Source organism: Plantibacter cousiniae (nom. nud.), from assembly GCF_977070315.1.
The window spans coordinates 276,515-294,491 of record NZ_CDRVEU010000002.1; the positions used below are offsets into that span (position 1 = coordinate 276,515).

Consider the following 17,977-nt stretch of genomic DNA (forward strand, 5'->3'; position numbering starts at 1 on the left):
CCACGCAGGAGCGTGAGGAACGATAGTCCTGTAACTATCGTGCCCATGCTCTGCGTGGGCATGCCGTTCTGGACGCTCTGCGTCCTCTCTATAGTGCCCTCACCCGTTCCAGCAGTACCTGTAGTGGATGCTGCACCACTTTGCCATCCTGGCGCTTGACCTGGCTGCGGCATGAGTAGCCATCGGCGACCAGTCGACCTTCACCGCCATGCCGCGCCACCAGTGGCTGCCAGGACTGACGATAGATGATGTCGCTGGTTTTCGCGTTTCGGGTTTCATGCCCATAGGTGCCGGACATGCCGCAGCAGCCGCTGGCCAGCACTTCCAGCTTGAGCCCGGCACGGGCGAAGGCTTTCTGCCAGAGGCCGACACTGGCGGGCTCGTTGGTCTTTTCAGTGCAATGCGGCAGGAAGTAGTACGTCTCTTCCGATGCCCCATCACGACCTTCCTCGACCGTGGACGCCAGCCATTCCTGCGGCAGCATGACCTCGGGTACATTCTCGCTGCCCAACGTCTTGCTGTACTCCTGGCGGTAAACCAGGGTCATGGCCGGGTCCAGACCGATCAGCGGGATGCCGTACCCGGCCAGCTTGCCCAGCGACTGGCTGTTGAAACCGGCAGCCTTCTCGAACGCCTGCAGAAAACCCTGCACCTGCAGCGGCTTGCCATTGGGCGCAAACGGTGCGAGGTAGACCTGATAACCGAGACGCGAAATCAGCTCCAGCCAGTCTGCCGCCAACGGGGTTTCGAAGTATCGGGTGAATGCATCCTGAACCAGCACCACCGTGCGCTTGCGCTCCTCCTCGCTCAACGCGGCCAGGCGCTGCGGCGTAGCGATGCCGACATTCCAGCGAGCGCAGGCCGCGCGGAAATCGGTCAGGCTCAATAACGGGCTGTCGACCATACCGGCTACATGCTCAAGCAGGTAACGCACCGGCCTTGCGCCCATGATCGCGTTATACAGCTTCGGAAAGCGCGCCAGGTGCGGAATGCTGAACTCCAGCGAGCCAATCAGGTAATCCTTGATCGGGCGCAGGTAGCGGCTGTGGTACAGCTCGAGAAAGCGCGAACGGAACTCGGGCACGTTGACCTTCACCGGACACTGTCCCGCGCAGGATTTGCAGGCCAGGCAACCGGCCATGGCGTCGTAGACTTCATGGGAGAAATCCTTCTGCCCCGCAACTCTGGCGACGCTGTTGACGGTTCGCTCGGCAAGACTTTTCAGCACATTGGCACTGCGCGTCCTGGCGCTGGCGGTGAGGACATTGACGTCCTGCTCGCCTTGCAGACGCAGCCACTCCCTGACCAGCGAAGCGCGGCCCTTGGGTGAGTGAATACGATCACGGGTGGCTTTCCACGACGGGCACATGGCATCGTCGGTGTCATAGTTGTAACAGGCGCCGTTGCCATTGCAGTGCAGCGCGCTGTCGTAGCTTTGCCAGACGCGTTCATCGATCGTGCGATCCAGGTCACCACGCAGTGTCACTTCATCCACCAGCGTCAAGCGCGATTCCGGCACCGTCGCAGGCGTGGCGATCTTGCCGGGGTTCAGCTGGTTGAACGGGTCGCAGGCAGCCTTAAGGGCCTGCAATGCGGGATACAACTCGCCGAAATATTCAGGCACGTATTGCGAACGCAAGCCCTTGCCATGCTCGCCCCAGAGCAGCCCGCCATAGCGTTTAGTCAGCGCGGCGACGGCGTCGGAGATTGGCCGAATCAACGCCGCCTGCGCGGGGTCCTTCATGTCCAGAATCGGTCGCACGTGGAGCACGCCGGCATCCACATGGCCAAACATGCCGTATTGCAGCCCGTAGCTGTCCAGCAGCGCACGGAACTCCTGAATGTAGTCGGCGAGATTTTCCGGAGGCACGGCAGTGTCTTCGACGAACGGCTGCGGCCTCGCTTCACCCTTGACGTTGCCGAGCAGCCCCACCGAGCGCTTGCGCATGGTGTAGACGCGGTTCACCGCTGCACTGCCAGCCGCCAGCGTGTGGCCGAGGCGCACCACCGATGTGTCAGTCTGCAAGTGCGCAACGAACGCATGAACGCGCTGTTCCACCTCACTCAACTCATCGCCGCTGAATTCGATCAGGTTGATGCCCAGCGTCGGCGTCGCAGGGTCCTGGGGGAAATACTCGGCGACGCCATGCCAGACGATATCCTGCATGGCCAGCATCAGCACCTTGGAGTCCACGGTCTCGATGGACAGTGGTTTGTGCGCCATCAGCGCCTTGGCGTCCCGCAGGGCGTCCATGAAACCGGCATAGCGAACGTTGACCAGAATCGAATGTTTGGGGATCGGCAGGACGTTGAGTCGGGCCTCGACGATAAACCCCAGTGAACCTTCGGAACCGCAAAGTACGCTGTTGAGGTTGAAACGCCCGTCTTCCTCGCGCAGGTGCGCCAGATCGTAGCCGGTCAGGCAGCGGTTAAGCGGCGGAAAGACATCCTTGATCAGTTGTGCCTGCGTATCGGCGATCTGCTGCGCGCAACGATAAACGTCGCCCGCGCGGTCGACGCGTGCCTGCTCGCTGGCCAGTTGTTCGACATTCAGCGCATGGCTGTTGACGTACGAACCGCCCAGCAACACCGTGGACAGTTCAAGGACGTGGTCACGGGTCTTGCCGTAGGTGCAACTGCCCTGCCCGCTGGCATCGGTGTTGATCATGCCGCCAATCGTGGCGCGGTTGGAAGTCGACAGTTCCGGCGCGAAAAACAGCCCGTGCGGCTTGAGCGCGGCATTGAGCTGGTCCTTGACCACACCGGTCTGCACGCGCACCCAACGTTGCTCGACGTTGATCTCGAGAATAGCGTTCATGTGCCGCGACAGGTCGACCACCACGCCGTCGGTCAGCGACTGTCCGTTGGTCCCGGTGCCGCCGCCACGCGGGGTCAACACCACTTGTTTGTGCTCGGGCCGCGCCGCCAGTCGGGCGACGATTGCGACGTCATGGCTGTCCATCGGGAACACGGCAGCCTGCGGCAGGCGCTGGTAGATGGAGTTGTCAGTGGCCAGTACTGTGCGCGAACCGTGGTCACGGGCTATTTCGCCACGAAAGCCGCCCTCCGCCAGGGCATTGAGAAAACGGTCATAGTGACCGACCTGCTCGGAAGTCGGTTTCAACAGCGCAATCATGGGTGGTGTTCCTCGCTAGGCGTTTTATATGCAAAGCACGTATGCTTCGAAACGCTCGAATACATGGCGTTATCAACGGTTAGCGTGATTCTCCGGCCTGTCATGCTTCAGTGCAAACGTAAAACCTGCCGTTTTTCCATGAGCTTTATGAATGAACACCCGAAGACTGACGCCCTCCATGTCGCTGCTGCTTGCCTTCGAGGCGGCCGCCCGGCATGGCAGCTTCACCAAGGCCGCAGATGAACTGGCCCTGACCCAGAGCGCCGTCAGCCGGCAGGTGCAGGCGCTGGAGGCACAACTGGAAGTCGAGTTGTTCAAGCGCGATGGCAGACGCATCGAGCTGACCACCGCAGGCGCGCTGTATCAGCATGAGCTGGCTGCCGCACTGGGCCGCATCCGCAGTGCAACTCTGCAAACCATCGCGCACAAGGCCGAAGGCGGCACGCTGCATCTGGCCGTGCTACCCACCTTCGGCTCGAAGTGGCTGCTGCCACGCATGAATGACTTTTACACCCGGCATCCGGGCTATGTGGTGCACATCCATTCACGCATCGTGCATGCCGACCTGACGCCCGCGGCCAGCGAAATGAACGCGATCATCTGTGCCGGCAACGGCAACTGGCCCGGTTACATCGCTCATCCGCTGGTCAGTGAAAAACTGGTGGTCATTGCCAGCCCGGCAGCCCTTGCCGGCTACCAGTCGATGACTCCGGCGCAGGTGGCCCAGCATGCGTTGCTGAGCGTGGTGTCGAGGCCCAATGCCTGGTCGGACTGGTTCGACAGTAATCGGCTGGACCACCACATCATGCGCCCCGGCCCGAGTTTCGAACTGACCTCGCACCTGATCCAGGCCGTCGCGGCCGGCATTGGTATCGCACTGGTGCCGCGCATTCTGGTGCAGGACGAAATCCACAGCGGCGAACTGGTCACCCTGTTCGAGCCTCTGGACAGCGGACGCAATTACTATCTGGCCTACGCCACGCGCTTTCAGAACCTGCCCTCGCTGTGTGTGTTCAGGGACTGGCTGCTGGCGACGCCGTTTCCCGACCCTTTGTAAAACCTGCCCGCAACAGGAGCCACTGTGCGTATCGAGCCCCTTCCGCCGCTGCAGAACCTGATCGCTTTCGAAGCTGCCGTCCGGCATGGCAGCTTCACGCGTGCCGCCACCGAACTGAACCTGACTCAGAGCGCGATCAGCCGTCAGGTCGCGCAACTGGAGGAATTTCTCGGCCGCGCGCTGTTTCGTCGCGAGCACAAGCGCATTCATCTGACAGTCGCCGGGCAGATTTACGCCGAGCAGATCCAGCGCGTACTGACCCTGTGCGCCGAGGCCACCGCACAGGTGATCACTCACAGCGGTGATCAGCAACTGACCCTGGCCTGCTCCAGTGGCGTGGCGGCCTTGTGGCTGGGGCCTTTGCTGGGACGTTATCGCGATGCCTTTCCGGCCGTGGATATCCGACTGCGCGTGGTCGATGGGCTGGATTCGCTGATTCGCGCCGAATTCGATCTGGCGCTGTATTTTCTGCGTGAAGTCTCACCGGCAGGTCTCGACAGCCGTCTGCTGTTCGCCGAATCGGTCAACGCCTATTGCTCGCCCGACTACCTCGGCGGGCGCCTGCTGGAGCCCGCGCAACTGCTGGATCATTGCCTGCTGATGCTCGAAGACGGCCAGCGTCAATGGCTGTCCTGGGGTGACTGGTTCGGCCGCCAGGGTGTCGATGCCTCGCTGATCCGCAAGCGCATGACCGTGAACCTGTATCCGGTGCTGGTCGATCTGGCGGTCGCCGGGCATGGCATCGTGCTCGGCTGGCAGCCGATGATCGACCGCCACGTACAGTCCGGCGCGCTGGTGCCCGCGTGCCGCAAAAGCGTCGGCGCAGTAGGCGGCTATTATCTGCTGACACCCAACGACAAGACGCCTCGGCGTGCCGCGCGTGCCTTCGAGAAATGGCTGGCAGACGAAATAGCCACACTGGCTCCACCGCTCTGAATCCTGCATGCGTTTGGCGCATGCAAATCTGCGTAATAAGCGTTTTGTTAAAATCGGCCCAGCGCCTACTCTCGACTGAAACGGGCAAAAAGACCTGACTCGGCCGCACTCACACACACCCTGCCCCTCAATCAATGCAACCGATGCAGGGGGTTTCCCTGCGTGTATCGCATGCAGGAGCCTATCCAGTGAGCACACCACAATCCTCTGCTTCACGCACCCATGAACAAAAGGCACGCCGCGCGGTGGTTGCCACGGTCATCGGAAATGGCCTTGAATGGTTTGACTTCACGGTCTACAGCTTCTTCTCGGTGATCATCGCCAAGGTGTTCTTCCCCACCGGCAGCGAACTGACTTCTTACCTGCTGGCGCTGGCGACCTTCGGGGTGGGCTTCTTCATGCGTCCGGTGGGTGGCATTGTGCTGGGCATCTACAGCGACAAGCGCGGGCGCAAGGCGGCATTGTCGCTGACCATCCTGCTGATGGCGCTGGGGACACTGATCATCGGGCTGACACCCGGCTTTGCGCAGATCGGCTATCTGGCACCCCTGCTGATTGTCCTGGCGCGTCTGCTGCAAGGCTTCTCTGCCGGTGGCGAGATGGGCAGCGCCACGGCGTTTCTCACCGAGCATGCGCCTGAGGGCAAAAAAGCCTTCTACTCCAGCTGGATTCAGGCCAGCATCGGCGTCGCGGTACTGCTGGGTTCCGCGCTGGGCGCGGTGCTGTCCAGTTACCTGACCCAGGCACAGCTCGAAAGCTGGGGCTGGCGGGTGCCGTTTCTGATCGGCACGCTGATCGGGCCGGTCGGCTTCTATATTCGCAGCCGGGTTGACGAGACACCTGCCTACAAGGCTGCAAAACCGGTCGAATCGCCGCTGCGCGAAGTGATCAAGACTTACCCGCGACAGACCCTGATTAGCTTTTCGCTGGTCGTGCTGTGGACCGTCTGCACCTATGCCATCCTGTTTTACATCCCCTCCTACGCCCAGCGCGTGCTCGGCCTGCCGTCATGGATGGGCTTCAGCGCCGGCATGATGGGCGGCGCGGTACTGATCGTCGCCACACCGATTGTCGGCGCCCTGGCCGACCGCAGCGGGCATCGCCCGTGGCTGCTGGGCTCGGCCATTGCCATCTTCCTCAGCGCCTACCCGATGTTTCTGTTCATCAACCAGATGCCGGGGCTGTTTTCACTGTTGATCTTCGAGCTGGTGCTCGGCCTGCTGATTTCCGCTTACATCGGCTCGATCCTCGCAGCCTTCGGTGAATTGCTGCCAACCCACGTACTGTCCACCGGGCTTTCGGTGGCCTACAACTTCGCCGTCACGATCTTCGGCGGGTTTGCCACCTTCACCATCACCTGGCTGATTGCCTCGACCGGCAGCAACCTGGCGCCGGCCTTTTACATCATGTTCGCCGCCATCGTCAGCGGTATTGGCGCACTGCTTTATCGCGACCGTGCGCCCGCGGCTCACCCCCCCTTGTCTGGAGCTTACCAATGAGTACCACTGAACCCACACGCCTGATCCTGCGCAACGGCCGCCTGCTGGACGTGCAACGCGGGCAATTGATTTCGGGCCAGGAGGTCGTGATCGAGGGTGAGCGCATTGTCGAAGTACGTGCCGAGGGTGAACCGGCCCCGGCTGGCGCTCAGGTCATCGATCTGGGTGGCAGAACACTGATGCCCGGCCTGATCGACTGCCATGTGCACGTGCTGGCTTCCAACGCCAACCTGGGCATGAACGCCCTGCAACCCAACGCAATCATCATGTACCGCGCCTTGCCGATTCTGGCGGCGATGCTCGACCGTGGTTTTACCACCGTGCGCGATGCCGGGGGCGCTGACTGGGCACTGGCCCGTTCGATTCAGATGGGGCTGATTCCCGGCCCGCGCATCTTCGCATCGGGCAAGGCACTGTCGCAGACCGGCGGCCATGGCGACATGCGCGCACGCGGCGAATTGCTGCTCAACGAGCCCTGCTCCTGTTGCTTCCGCGCCGGGGCCATCGCCCGCGTGGTGGATGGCGTCGACAACGTGCGCCTGGCGGTGCGCGAGGAGCTGCAGCAAGGCGCCAACCAGATCAAGATCATGGCCTCGGGCGGTGTGTCCTCGCCAACCGACCCGATTGCCAACACCCAATACAGCGAAGCTGAAATCCGCGCCATCGTCGACGAGGCCGCCGCCGCGAACACCTACGTCATGGCGCATGCCTACACCGCTCGGGCGATTCGCCGTGCCATCGAGTGCGGTGTCAGAACCATCGAACATGGCAACCTGGTCGATGCCGACACCGCGCGGCTGATGGCCGAAAAAGGCGCATTTGCGGTGCCCACCCAGGTCACTTACGAAATGCTCGCTGAATACGGCGAACGCTTCGGGCTGCCGGCTGACTCGGTCGCCAAGATCGAGGATGTGCGTCAGGCCGGGCGCAATGCCCTGCTGCTGTTCGCCGAAGCGGGTGTACCGATGGGCTATGGCTCGGATTTGCTGGGGGAAATGCATGAGTACCAGACTCATGAATTGAAGATTCGCGCCGAACTGCTGGGTAATCTGGCAGCGCTGCGCAGTGCCACAAGCGTGGCAGCGCAGATCCTTCAGCGCGAAGGCGAACTGGGCTGTATCGCCGCCGGCGCGATCGCCGATCTGCTGGTGGTGGATGGCGACCCGCTGAGCGATATCAGTTGCCTGGTCGGTCAGGGCGAACACCTGGCAATGATTGTCCAGGGCGGTCATGTGCGCAAGAACACCCTGGTCTGACGCCTGGTCAGTGCGCGTTGTGGTCCCAGATCCAGTTCCACACACCGGGCAAGCTGACAGGCTCGCCCGCCTCCTTGACCGTCCTGGCCAGTGCTGCGCGCTGCAACTGCGCACTGTCGTCGTAGAACGGCTTGTCGGCGAGCCTTACGCCAGTCTGCTCGGCACTGTCGACCAAGATCTGCAGGTACTCCCGCGCATGCCGCGCGGTGTAGCGGTTCAGGTCGTGGAAGGTCACCACCACCGGAATCACGCCATCCACCGCAGGCAGCTCTCCGGCGGCAATGCGTTCGCGCACCTGCGAGAGCTGGCTGACCATGTTGGAACGGCGGCGCAGGCTGAAGTTATAGCCCCAGATCTTGCCGTCATTGGCACTCAGGTCAGTGAGCAGTACCTGCAGATGGTGGCGCTGATAGGCGCTGAACGTGCGTTTGTCGTAGTTCCAGAACGGCGGACGCAGCAAGGTGGTCGGCACACCGGTGATAGAGGCGATGATCGCGCAGCCCTGGGTCAGGGATTGCTCCAGTTCCTCATCGCTCAGTGAACGGTGGTTGGTGTGGTGCGGCGTGGCGGTGTGAAAGCCCAGCAGGTGCCCTTCTTCATGCTGACGGCGCATGATCGCCCGGCCCTGATCACTGTTACCCGCACCGGTTGCGCCGGTCTGCACGAAGAACACCGCCTTGATGCCCGGCTGCAGCGGATTGTCCGCCAGGCTGTCGAGCACGGTGATGCTGGGGTTGTAGAACGTCGAGGCGCTCGGGCCATCGTCGAAGGTCAGCAGAAAGCGCACCGGTGGCTGTTGCTGCAGCTGCGCGGCGGTTTTCGCGGTCAGCGGGATCGGCGCGCTGATGCAGGCCGACAGGCTTGCAGCGATGGCCAGTACGCAAAAAGCCTTGAGCACGAACTTAATCACGATGGGGAATCCTGTGGCCGGTCTGCTGAAGCGCCCGCATGATCATCCACAGGCGCGGCAAACACAATCACTGCCGCCCGAAGTTTATCGGCACCGAAACAACTCATGCGATTGAAGTCGGCATGGCTTACCGGCATATGTTGGCAGTCAATGGCTTGCCGATGCAGGCTGTGATCAATATCGGGATCGTGCAGGTAGACGAAATCGCTGTCGCAATCGGTGACCATCACCCAGTGCGGTGCCTTGGAACGGGTCAGACGGTAACTGCTGATCAGCACCAGCGGCTTGCCGCCCTCGGCCATTAAGCGCGGCAGGTTCAATGAGCGGTTGGGCAGCGTCTCTACACCGCAGGTTCGCAGCTCATGACAGAACTGCTCATGAACCAGGCGAATCACCTGTTTCTTGTTGTCGCTGCGCACGCCGCCCAGAAACAGCGGGCCCGAGACCGACACCAGCAACTTCACGGCAAAGCCCCGTCGCCGGGCAGCCAGCGCCAGCCCCTGAGGACTGCAGCCGCCGTGGCCGGAGGTCATAAACACGGTGGTCGCCTCGCGCCAGATCTGCAGCTCCTCGGCACGCCCCATCGAACGCGCAGGTTGCAGGGCTTTCATGGCCATCAACAGACAGGCCGGGCCGCAGGTGAACTCCAGAGTCTGCTGGTAGTAAGGCACTGAGCGACTGTCCAGCCGGGCGTGCTCAACGATACGTTTCTCGTAGCGCAAGGCCGGGGCATGGTCCTGGTAATAGTCGTCGACCTGAGCGAAACGCCGGTAACCATTGCGTTCGTACAGCCCAATAGCCGAGTGGTTATCAGGGCGCACCTCAAGGCGCAGGTAAGCGCAGTCGCGGCCCACGGCCTTCTGCTCGGCACGTTGCAACAACTGCTTGCCCAGCCCCTTGCCCCGCGCCGCATCGGCAATCGCCAGCGAATACAAACGCCCCAGCGAGGTGCCCCGATGAAACAGCACCAGCGCATAGCCGGTGAGCTGTCCGGCCTGCTCGGCGACGATCAGGCTGGCATTGGCGCGGCGAATCATCCAGTGAAAGCTGCGCTCGGTCAGACGGTCGCCGTCAAAACACTGGTTCTCCAGAAGCAGCAAATCATCGACATCGGTTTCAACTGCATCTCGAAATATAAAGTCCATCTCCACCGCCGTAAAAGTTGTGTAACGAAACGGGACATTTCAAAAAGCACATGCTTAATAGAAAGGACTTGTTTCCCATCGGATCGATTACACATGTCAGCGGCACAGGTGAAGATGAACGAAGTATCTGCGCAACTTGCGCTTTCAGCAACAACCCGACGAGCAGACCCCACAACACTCTTTGCAGCGCAGAGGCAACTGGTGATTATTGTCGAACGGCTCGAAGACTGGGCATCGTACTTCCCCAGCGAAGACTTGATCAGCGCCCAGGACTATCTGGAAAAACCGCTGAAAGCCACGGCAGGCAAGCGTGTGCAAGTCATCAACCTGTGCCGCAGCTACAAATACCTGGGCCATGGTTATTACTGTTCCCTGCTGGCCGAAGCGCGCCAGCACAATGTCATTCCCTCGGTAAAGACCATCAGCGAATTGACCCGAAAGTCACTCTACGGCCTGGCACTCGATGACCTGGACAAGTTGCTGGAGACCGCACTTGAGGACCATCCCTATGACGACACCGAAGGGTTTACCCTGACACTGTACTTCGGTCAGACCACACTTGAACCGTTGAAGGATCTCGCCCGTCAATTGTTTGAAGTCTTCCCCTGCCCGATCCTGATGGTGGAGTTTCGCAAGCGCGACAATTGGCACATTGCCGGTATCAAGGCCGGAGCTCTGCCGCGTCTGCGCGAGGATCAGCAGGATGAGTTCGCCACGGCGCTGGAGGGCTTCAGCCGCAACGTCTGGCGCCAGCCCAGTTCGCGGCGCATGGCCCGCTACGACCTGGCGATTCTACATGATCCGCAGGAACAGCTGCCGCCCTCCAACCCTGAGGCGCTGGCCAATTTCATCCGCGTCGGTCAGCGTCTGGGCATCGATGTCGAGCTGATCGAAAAGAAAGACTACGCCCGATTGGCCGAGTACGACGCGCTGCTGATTCGTGAAACCACCAGCGTTGACAACCACACCTATCGCTTTGCCAAGAAAGCCGAAAGCGAGGGGCTGGTGGTCATGGATGACTCAACCTCGATCCTGCGCTGCACCAACAAGGTGTACCTGACCGACCTGCTCAAAAGCCATGATCTGGGCATGCCGCGAACGGAAATCCTCTACAAGGACCGCCCGGAAGAACTGCAACACGTGGCCACACGCCTGGGTTTCCCGCTGGTATTGAAGATTCCCGATGGCTGTTTTTCCAGAGGCGTGATCAAGGTCAGCACACCCGAGGAAATGCACACGGCAACGACCCAGCTGTTCGAGCACTCGGTATTGCTGCTGGCTCAGGAGTTTTTCTACACCGAGTACGACTGGCGCATCGGTATTCTCAATCGCAAACCGATATTCGCCTGCCAGTACTTCATGTCCAAGGGGCATTGGCAGATCTACAACCACAAGGCGATCGGTGCCGAGGTGATTGGCGAATGCCGCACGCTGGCGGTGCACGAAGCGCCGCGCGCCGTGGTCGAACTGGCGCTCAAGACCGCCAACCTGATTGGTGACGGCTTGTATGGCGTGGACTTGAAACAGTCAGGCGATCACGTGGTGGTGATCGAGGTCAACGACAACCCGAACCTGGATGCCGGCATCGAAGACGCTTATCTGCAGGATGATCTTTACAGCCTGGTGCTGGAAGAGTTCGTCCGCCGTCTGGAGCTCAAGCGCCTCGGTCAGGCATGGTGAAACGATGATTCAGGGCCTGAAACTCGACAACAACCAGTTGCTGGCATGTGATCCGCAAAAGGCTCAGGTGCTGTGGTTCAGCAAACCCGATGCCGGGGAACGCAGATTATTGCTGGAGCGATTTCACCTTGATGAGCATGCCGTTGCCTCGGCACTCGACCCGGACGAAATTTCGCGCATCGAGTTTCACCCTGATGCGTTGTTCGTCATCTGGAAACGTCCCGAGAACTATTCGGGCAAGGACAGCTTCTCGTTCGACGTTTCGTCCTTTGGCGTGCTGTTGAGCCGGGACCAGCTGGTGCTGATCTGCGATGACGAGCAACCCTTGAGCGCGCTGGGGGCTCACCGCCCGTTGGACCAGCCGCTGGATATCCTTCTGGAGCTGCTGTTCAACAATATTCATCACTATCTGGGCCATTTGAAAGTCATCAAGATGGTCGCCCGGGAATTGCAGCAGAAATTCAACTCTTCCCTGGAAAACCGCCATTTGCTGCAGATGTTCAACCTCAGCGAAAGTCTGGTGTATTACATCAATGCCATCCACAGCAACGGTGCGGTCCTGACGCGTCTGCGCAACCATGCGCAAGGCCGGCAATACGCAGCCGACAGCCTGGCGCTGATCGACGACATGATCATCGAGAACGATCAGTGCTACAAACAGGCCGAGATCTATTCCACGGTGTTCGCCGGGTTGATGGATGCGCGAGGCAATCTGGTCAATAACAGCACCAACATCCTGCTGCGCAAGCTGACCTTGATCAATGTGGTGTTTTTGCCGTTGAACCTGATTGCCGGGATCGGCGGCATGTCGGAATTCAGCATGATGACCGCCCCGCTGCACTGGTGGGTGGCTTACCCGGCACTGCTGCTGGCCATGCTCGGGATGGGGGCGGCGATGGTCTGGGGGCTGCGCAGAATGGCTCGCGCGGCCTGAGCGGTTATTGCTCCCACTCGGCCTTGGCGATCTGCAGACCATGCAGGCCGTTGTAAGCCGCGCGCTCGGGGGACTGCCAACCGTCCAGCAGCGACGCATCGAGGTCATAGATCTCGACGCCCAGCGGTCGGCAGACGCTCAGCGGGTCCTGCGCATCAGGCCCCCACATCGGTAATGACAGGTCGCCACCCGGACACGTCGACAAGGCGCATAGCAGGTCGATTTCCGCGAAGAACTCCAGATAGTCGCCCTTCTGCGCCGGGCAGGCTTTCATGAAATACAGGTCGTCATGGTTCAGGCCGGTGCACTGGAAGATGTTCAGCACATCATGCACATCGAATTCGGTCAGCCCGTACGGCAGCACTGCGCGGGTCAGGTTGGAATGGCAGTGATGGTGAAAGTCTTCGCCGGTCAGCATCTTGTTGACGTAGGGATCGCAACGCGTGCCGAGCAGGTCATGCAGGCGGCCGCCGTGCTCGTCAGTTCCATAACTGGCCAGACTGTCATCGGTGATGGTTACCATTGGCCGCAAAAACGGCAGATTCGACCACAACCGGTCGTGGGTACTGACATGCGCGCCCTGCAACTGACGCGTGCGCGCAGCCCACAGGCGCTCGCGGGGGTCGTTGGCGTTCCAGACATTTAAATCACCCACCTGCGGGCCCACCGGTGTGGTGACCCGAAACACCTGACCGGCCTTGACCTTCCAGGCCCGCCCGGTACGAATCGGTACTTCGAACTGTTCGACGAGGGTGCGTTGCTGCGCATTCGTGCGGATGCGCTCATAAAAGGCAGTGTCCACTTGCAGCGCCGCGCCTTTGCTGACCTGGTAAGCGGCTGGATAGTCTTTGTACATACAGGGCTTCTCGGTGGCAGGATGTACCGATTGCTACTGCAAATTACAGGCCCGATTACTGGAAGTCCCGACTGCGCACATCCAGTCCGGTCAACAGCGGCGTCAGGTCATACAGCCGCTGGGCGATCAGGTGCCGTACGCCGCTTTTTGATTCCAGGCGCCCGAACACCTGCAGCAGTTGCGAGCCCACCAGCACCTTGCGCTGACGCTCGGCCAGGTCGCGCCAGACCACGACGTTGACCATGCCGAATTCGTCTTCCAGCGTCACGAAGGTCACGCCACTGGCGGTGCCCGGTCGTTGACGGCCAATGACCAGCCCCGCCACGCTGAGGGTCCGGTCGTTTTCCAGGTGTAACAAGTCTTGTGAGCTGCGAAAGCGCTTGGCAGCCAGTTGCCGGCGCAGCAAGGCCAGCGGGTGTGGGCCCAGGGTGGTGCCCAGCGTTGTGTAGTCGGCCACCAGGTCTTCGGCCACAGTCGGCAGTGGCAAGATCACTTGGGTTTCTTCGCTGGGCAGGTCGTCGAACAGCGGGCGCTGGGCCTCAACCCCGGCCACTTCCCAGCGCGCCCGGTGCCGATGGCCGATCAGGCCGCGCAAGGCACCGGAATCCGCCAGTGCTTCGGCGGCGCGCGAGTCCAGTTCGGCGCGCAACGTCAGGTCCGTGGCATCGACAAACGGGCGTTTCGCGCGCGCGACTTCGATGCGCAAGGCATCTTCCTCACGAAAGCCACGGACCATGCGCAGCCCGAGGCGAATCGCCAGGTTGCGTGTGCGGTCGGGATGATCAAGCGGCTCCAGCGAACAATCCCAGTCGCTGTAGCGCACATCCACCGGGCGGATTTCAATGTGGTGGCGACGTGCGTCTTGTAACAATTGATCCGGGCTGTAAAACCCCATCGGCCAACTGTTGATCAGCGCACAGGTGAACGCTGCCGGCTCGTGGCATTTGAGCCAGCAACTGGCGTAGGTCAGCAAGGCGAAACTGGCGGCATGGGATTCGGGAAAACCATAACTGCCAAAGCCCTTGATCTGTTCGAAGATCCGGTCGGCAAAGTCCGCTTCATAGCCGTTTTTCAGCATGCCCGTGCGCAGCCGTTCGCGATGTGGCTCGAGCCCGCCGTGACGTTTCCACGCAGCCATCGCGCGACGCAGCTCGTCCGCTTCGCCCGGCGTGTAGTCGGCAGCGATGATCGCCACTTCCATGACCTGCTCCTGGAACAGCGGCACGCCCAAGGTGCGCTCAAAGACGCTTTTTAGTTTAGGCGGATAGGTAATGGCTTCCTCTTTATTACGTCGACGCAGATATGGGTGAACCATATCGCCCTGGATCGGCCCCGGCCGGACAATGGCGACTTCGATGACCAGATCGTAGAATTTTTCCGGCCTCAGGCGCGGCAGCATGGCCATCTGCGCACGGGACTCGATCTGAAACACGCCGATGGTGTCGGCGCGGCTGATCATTTCGTAGGTTTTCCGGTCGTCGCCCGGCAGACTTGCCAGGGTCCAGCGTTTGCACCGGTGCAGATGCACCAGATCGAACGTGCGGCGCAAGGCGCTGAGCATGCCCAGTGCAAGGATGTCGACTTTCAACAGGCCGACCAGGTCCAGATCGTCCTTGTCCCACTGGATGATGGTGCGGTCGGCCATCGCGGCGTTCTCCACCGGCACCAAGGTCTCCAGTGGGTGTTCGGAAATCACGAATCCACCCGGGTGTTGCGACAGGTGCCGGGGAAAACCGATCAGTTCGCCGGTCAGCGCCAGCACGCGCTTGAGGATCGGCGTGTCGGCATCGAAGCCATATTCGCGCAAGCGTTCAGGCGACGGCAATGAATCGCTCCAGCGGCTGAAGGCTTCGGCCAGAGCATTGATCTGGTCTGGCGGCAAGCCCAGCACCTTGGCCACGTCACGCATCGCGCCGGAGCCGTGATAAGTGCTAGCGACAGCAGTCAGCGCGGCCCGGCCCCGGCCATAGCGCCGAAAGATGTACTGAATGACTTCTTCGCGGCGGTCATGCTCGAAATCCACGTCGATGTCCGGTGGCTCGTTGCGCTCTCTGGAGATGAAGCGCTCGAACAGCAGATTGCTCTTTTCCGGATTCAGCCCGGTGATCCCCAGCGCATAACACACTGCCGAGTTGGCCGCCGAGCCGCGTCCCTGACAAAGGATGTGCTGGCTGCGGGCAAACTCGACGATGTCATGCACGGTCAGAAAGTAGCTGTCGAACTTCTTTTCCGCGATCAGCGCCAGTTCCTTCTCGACCTGCGCACGGGTAGCTGGCGTCAGCCCCTTCGGCCAGCGTTTTCGGACACCGCGCTCGGTCAGTTCACGCAGCCACGACGTAGGTGTCTGGCCTTTGGGGACCAGCTCGTGCGGGTATTCATATTTCAATTGTTTGAGATCAAACGTGCAGCGCCGGGCAATACGCACCGATTCGGCCAGCAGCCAGTCCGGGTAATGCTCGGCAAGCGCATCCAGTGGCCGTAAATGGCGCTCGCCGTTGGCAAACAACAGGTGCCCTGCTTCGGCCACGGTCGTGTGATGGCGAATGGCAGTCATGGTGTCCTGCAGGGCACGCCGGCCGCGTGCGTGCATGTGCACATCACCACTGGCTACTGCCGGGATACCCAATGATTGAGCCAGCGCCAGCAAGTCGGCCAGACGCTGCTCGTCATCCGCGCCGCGATGTAACTCCACGCCGAGCCAGAGGCGCTCGGCAAAGCGCTCACGCAACCAGCGGCCATGCGCCAGACAGGCTTGCGCGTCGCCTTCGATATCCGGCAGCCATATGGCCAGCAACCCGTCCGGCGCAGGCTCGAAATCTTCACGCAACAACCGGTATTCACCTTTTTTGGCTCTGCGGCGTGCCACCGTGATCAATTTGCACAGCGCCTCATAGCCTGTCTGGCTTTCCACCAGCAGCACGGCTTTCGGCCCGTTCTCGATGTGCATTTCGCTGCCGATGATCAATGGCAGGCCGGTGCTGATGGACGCCTGCCATGCACGTACGATACCGGCCAGCGTGCACTCGTCAGTGATGGCCAGCGCCTGGTAGCCGTGGCGCAAGGCTCGTTCGAACAGCTCACGGGCGCTTGAGGCGCCGCGCTGAAAACTGAAGTTGGACAGGCAATGCAGCTCGGCGTATTCGCTTGTCATGCAAACCAGCCATGCAGCAGCAGTTCACCCTGCTCGCCCACGCTGCGATAGGCCCAGGCGCGCTGGCCGCTGGAGGTTTCGATCAGATAGTAGTCGCGACGTACATCGCCGCCGTCCCACCAGCCTGATTCGATTCGCTCGGGCCCCGCCACGATGCGCGTGGCATGAAGTGGCAGCGGCTGGGGTTCTCGCAGCAACCAGCCCGGGCGCGTACAACCCTTGCTCGGCAAGACCGGTTTGCTTGTGCTGTGCGGTTGCCAGGCGCATTCAGGGCGGTGATCGGCCTGAGCGCGTAAGCCATTGACCGACTCGTCGCCCAGACGCGCCCGCAGGCGCTCGCGCAGTTGCTCCCAGGGCAAGGTTTGCTGCACGCGCTCATCGAACAACTGACGGTGCGCCGGGACAAAATCCGGCAAGTCTCGCGCCAGCAGGCGCACGGCACGTACCGGCGACGCGACCAGCACCTGCTCCAGCCTGCCGCGGGCCAGTTCGAACAGCATCGAAGCATCGCGCTCGGCACTCAGCAGTCCGACTGGTACCACAGTCTCCGGACCTTCAACATGCTCCAGATGCAGGGAAAATCGCTGCACACCGCTGTCGCGTCCGGCGAGGAACAAGGCCAGATCGGCGATCAGCCGCTTGAGCGGAAACAACAGGGCCTGATGGGACTCGACATCGAAATTCAGCTCGATGCGTACATCGAAAAAATCCGGCGGCGTGTAGCATTCCAGCGCTACGGGGCGCTCGCCGAGCAAGGTGTCGAAGTGCTGCAGCACGCTGGCCGGAAACCGCCGTGCCAGCGTATCGCGGGGCAGCGCCAGCACCTGCCGCACGCTACGCAGCCCCATGCGCGTCAGGGCAGTAGCGGTTTCGCGGCTCAGGCCGATGCGTTCCAAAGGCATCTGCTCCAGACGGCGGCGCAATTCATGCGGACAGTCGATGCTCAGCCCGTCATGCATGTTGGCCAGCATTCGCGCGGCTATCGGGTTGGGCGCGACCACGATGCGATGGCGGAAACCTTGCGTGGTCAGCTCTTCACGCAAACGCGCCTCGAACACTGGCCAAGGGCCGAACAGCTTGAGGCTGGATTCGATTTCCATCAGCAGTACCCGCGGGTACTTGAGACTGACATTGGAGCTGAAACCGTAGGCCCAGGCCGCGAGCAGTTGCTGCAAACGCTCGATATCGGCCGGGTCATGCTCGATCGTGGTGAAGTTCGGCACCAGCGCCTGTGCTGCGGTCAGCGACTGCCCGGCTTTCAGCCCCAACGCACGCGCAGCCGGATTGACGCTCTGCAACACGCGACGTTGAGCGCTGCCGCTGATCAGCGCCAGCGGTTCATCGGGGTTGCCGTGACGACGCATGACGCCGTCCAGCGCCAGTTGCGGCAGCAAGACACAGGCCCAGAGCATAAGAA

The 17,977-nt window shown here is 61.3% G+C and carries 12 protein-coding genes; 6 read left to right on the top strand and 6 right to left on the bottom strand.

Translation table 11 applies throughout. The annotated features are described in order from the left end of the window. Positions 1-88: 88 nt before the first annotated feature. The gene (gene ydiJ / locus ACW55A_RS04860) at positions 89-3,136 is read right to left on the bottom strand and encodes a D-2-hydroxyglutarate dehydrogenase YdiJ (RefSeq protein WP_498810725.1); all 3,048 of its coding nucleotides are present in this window, start codon (positions 3,134-3,136) and stop codon (positions 89-91) included. Between the two features lie 151 nt (positions 3,137-3,287). Between ydiJ and ACW55A_RS04865 the strand changes: the two genes are divergently transcribed. From ACW55A_RS04865 to ACW55A_RS04880, 4 genes are all read left to right on the top strand, one after another. After that, complete coding sequence (locus ACW55A_RS04865; protein ID WP_003369550.1) at positions 3,288-4,193, top strand: LysR substrate-binding domain-containing protein; 906 nt, start codon at positions 3,288-3,290, stop codon at positions 4,191-4,193. 24 nt (positions 4,194-4,217) lie between these two features. Next, on the top strand, positions 4,218-5,129 hold the full coding sequence (locus ACW55A_RS04870) for a LysR substrate-binding domain-containing protein (RefSeq protein WP_003434056.1): 912 nt from the start codon (positions 4,218-4,220) through the stop codon (positions 5,127-5,129). Between the two features lie 188 nt (positions 5,130-5,317). Next, positions 5,318-6,628, top strand: coding sequence for an MFS transporter (locus ACW55A_RS04875; RefSeq protein ID WP_074807638.1), 1,311 nt, complete (start codon positions 5,318-5,320; stop codon positions 6,626-6,628). Then, on the top strand, positions 6,625-7,884 hold the full coding sequence (locus ACW55A_RS04880) for a metal-dependent hydrolase family protein (protein WP_044308165.1): 1,260 nt from the start codon (positions 6,625-6,627) through the stop codon (positions 7,882-7,884). The genes ACW55A_RS04875 and ACW55A_RS04880 overlap by 4 nt, the downstream gene beginning before the upstream one ends. Before the next feature lie 7 nt (positions 7,885-7,891). On the opposite strand, the gene ACW55A_RS04885 is transcribed toward ACW55A_RS04880, so the two are convergent. Then, positions 7,892-8,794 (bottom strand): polysaccharide deacetylase family protein, encoded by a 903-nt coding sequence (locus ACW55A_RS04885; RefSeq protein WP_455808505.1) that lies wholly within the window; start codon positions 8,792-8,794, stop codon positions 7,892-7,894. Beyond that, a complete protein-coding gene (locus ACW55A_RS04890) occupies positions 8,791-9,939 on the bottom strand; it encodes a GNAT family N-acetyltransferase/peptidase C39 family protein (protein WP_455808506.1) in 1,149 nt (382 codons plus the stop codon). Before ACW55A_RS04890 ends, ACW55A_RS04885 begins: the two co-directional genes overlap by 4 nt. A 201-nt stretch (positions 9,940-10,140) precedes the next feature. Between ACW55A_RS04890 and ACW55A_RS04895 the strand changes: the two genes are divergently transcribed. Together ACW55A_RS04895 and ACW55A_RS04900 are read left to right on the top strand one after the other, a co-directional pair. Further along, positions 10,141-11,619 carry a RimK family ATP-grasp domain-containing protein gene (locus ACW55A_RS04895; protein ID WP_498810724.1) on the top strand — a complete coding sequence of 493 codons (1,479 nt, stop codon included), beginning with the start codon at positions 10,141-10,143 and terminating at the stop codon, positions 11,617-11,619. Positions 11,620-11,623: 4 nt separating this feature from the next. After that, positions 11,624-12,553, top strand: coding sequence for a magnesium transporter CorA family protein (locus ACW55A_RS04900; RefSeq protein ID WP_498810723.1), 930 nt, complete (start codon positions 11,624-11,626; stop codon positions 12,551-12,553). 4 nt (positions 12,554-12,557) lie between these two features. Here the strand turns inward: ACW55A_RS04900 and ACW55A_RS04905 are convergent, their stop codons facing one another. Genes ACW55A_RS04905 through ACW55A_RS04915 form a run of 3 tightly spaced genes read right to left on the bottom strand, consistent with a single transcriptional unit; the run spans position 12,558 to position 17,972 of the window. Continuing rightward, positions 12,558-13,409, bottom strand: coding sequence for an urea carboxylase-associated family protein (locus ACW55A_RS04905; protein WP_498810722.1), 852 nt, complete (start codon positions 13,407-13,409; stop codon positions 12,558-12,560). A gap of 55 nt (positions 13,410-13,464) precedes the next feature. Further along, a complete protein-coding gene (locus tag ACW55A_RS04910) occupies positions 13,465-16,560 on the bottom strand; it encodes an error-prone DNA polymerase (protein ID WP_455808509.1) in 3,096 nt (1,031 codons plus the stop codon). Further along, entirely contained in the window at positions 16,557-17,972 is a 1,416-nt protein-coding gene (locus ACW55A_RS04915) for a Y-family DNA polymerase (protein ID WP_455808510.1), read from the bottom strand. The genes ACW55A_RS04910 and ACW55A_RS04915 overlap by 4 nt, the downstream gene beginning before the upstream one ends. Positions 17,973-17,977: the final 5 nt, after the last annotated feature.

Excerpts from the sequence above, each read along its gene's own strand:
- ydiJ (WP_498810725.1), bottom strand. The coding sequence starts at position 3,136 with ATGATTGCGCTGTTGAAACCGACTTCCGAGCAGGTCGGTCACTATGAC.
- ACW55A_RS04880 (WP_044308165.1), top strand. The coding sequence starts at position 6,625 with ATGAGTACCACTGAACCCACACGCCTGATCCTGCGCAACGGCCGCCTG.
- ACW55A_RS04915 (WP_455808510.1), bottom strand. The coding sequence starts at position 17,972 with ATGCTCTGGGCCTGTGTCTTGCTGCCGCAACTGGCGCTGGACGGCGTC.
- ACW55A_RS04900 (WP_498810723.1), top strand. The coding sequence starts at position 11,624 with ATGATTCAGGGCCTGAAACTCGACAACAACCAGTTGCTGGCATGTGAT.
- ACW55A_RS04905 (WP_498810722.1), bottom strand. The coding sequence starts at position 13,409 with ATGTACAAAGACTATCCAGCCGCTTACCAGGTCAGCAAAGGCGCGGCG.
- ACW55A_RS04910 (WP_455808509.1), bottom strand. The coding sequence starts at position 16,560 with ATGACAAGCGAATACGCCGAGCTGCATTGCCTGTCCAACTTCAGTTTT.
- ACW55A_RS04865 (WP_003369550.1), top strand. The coding sequence starts at position 3,288 with ATGAACACCCGAAGACTGACGCCCTCCATGTCGCTGCTGCTTGCCTTC.
- ACW55A_RS04890 (WP_455808506.1), bottom strand. The coding sequence starts at position 9,939 with ATGGACTTTATATTTCGAGATGCAGTTGAAACCGATGTCGATGATTTG.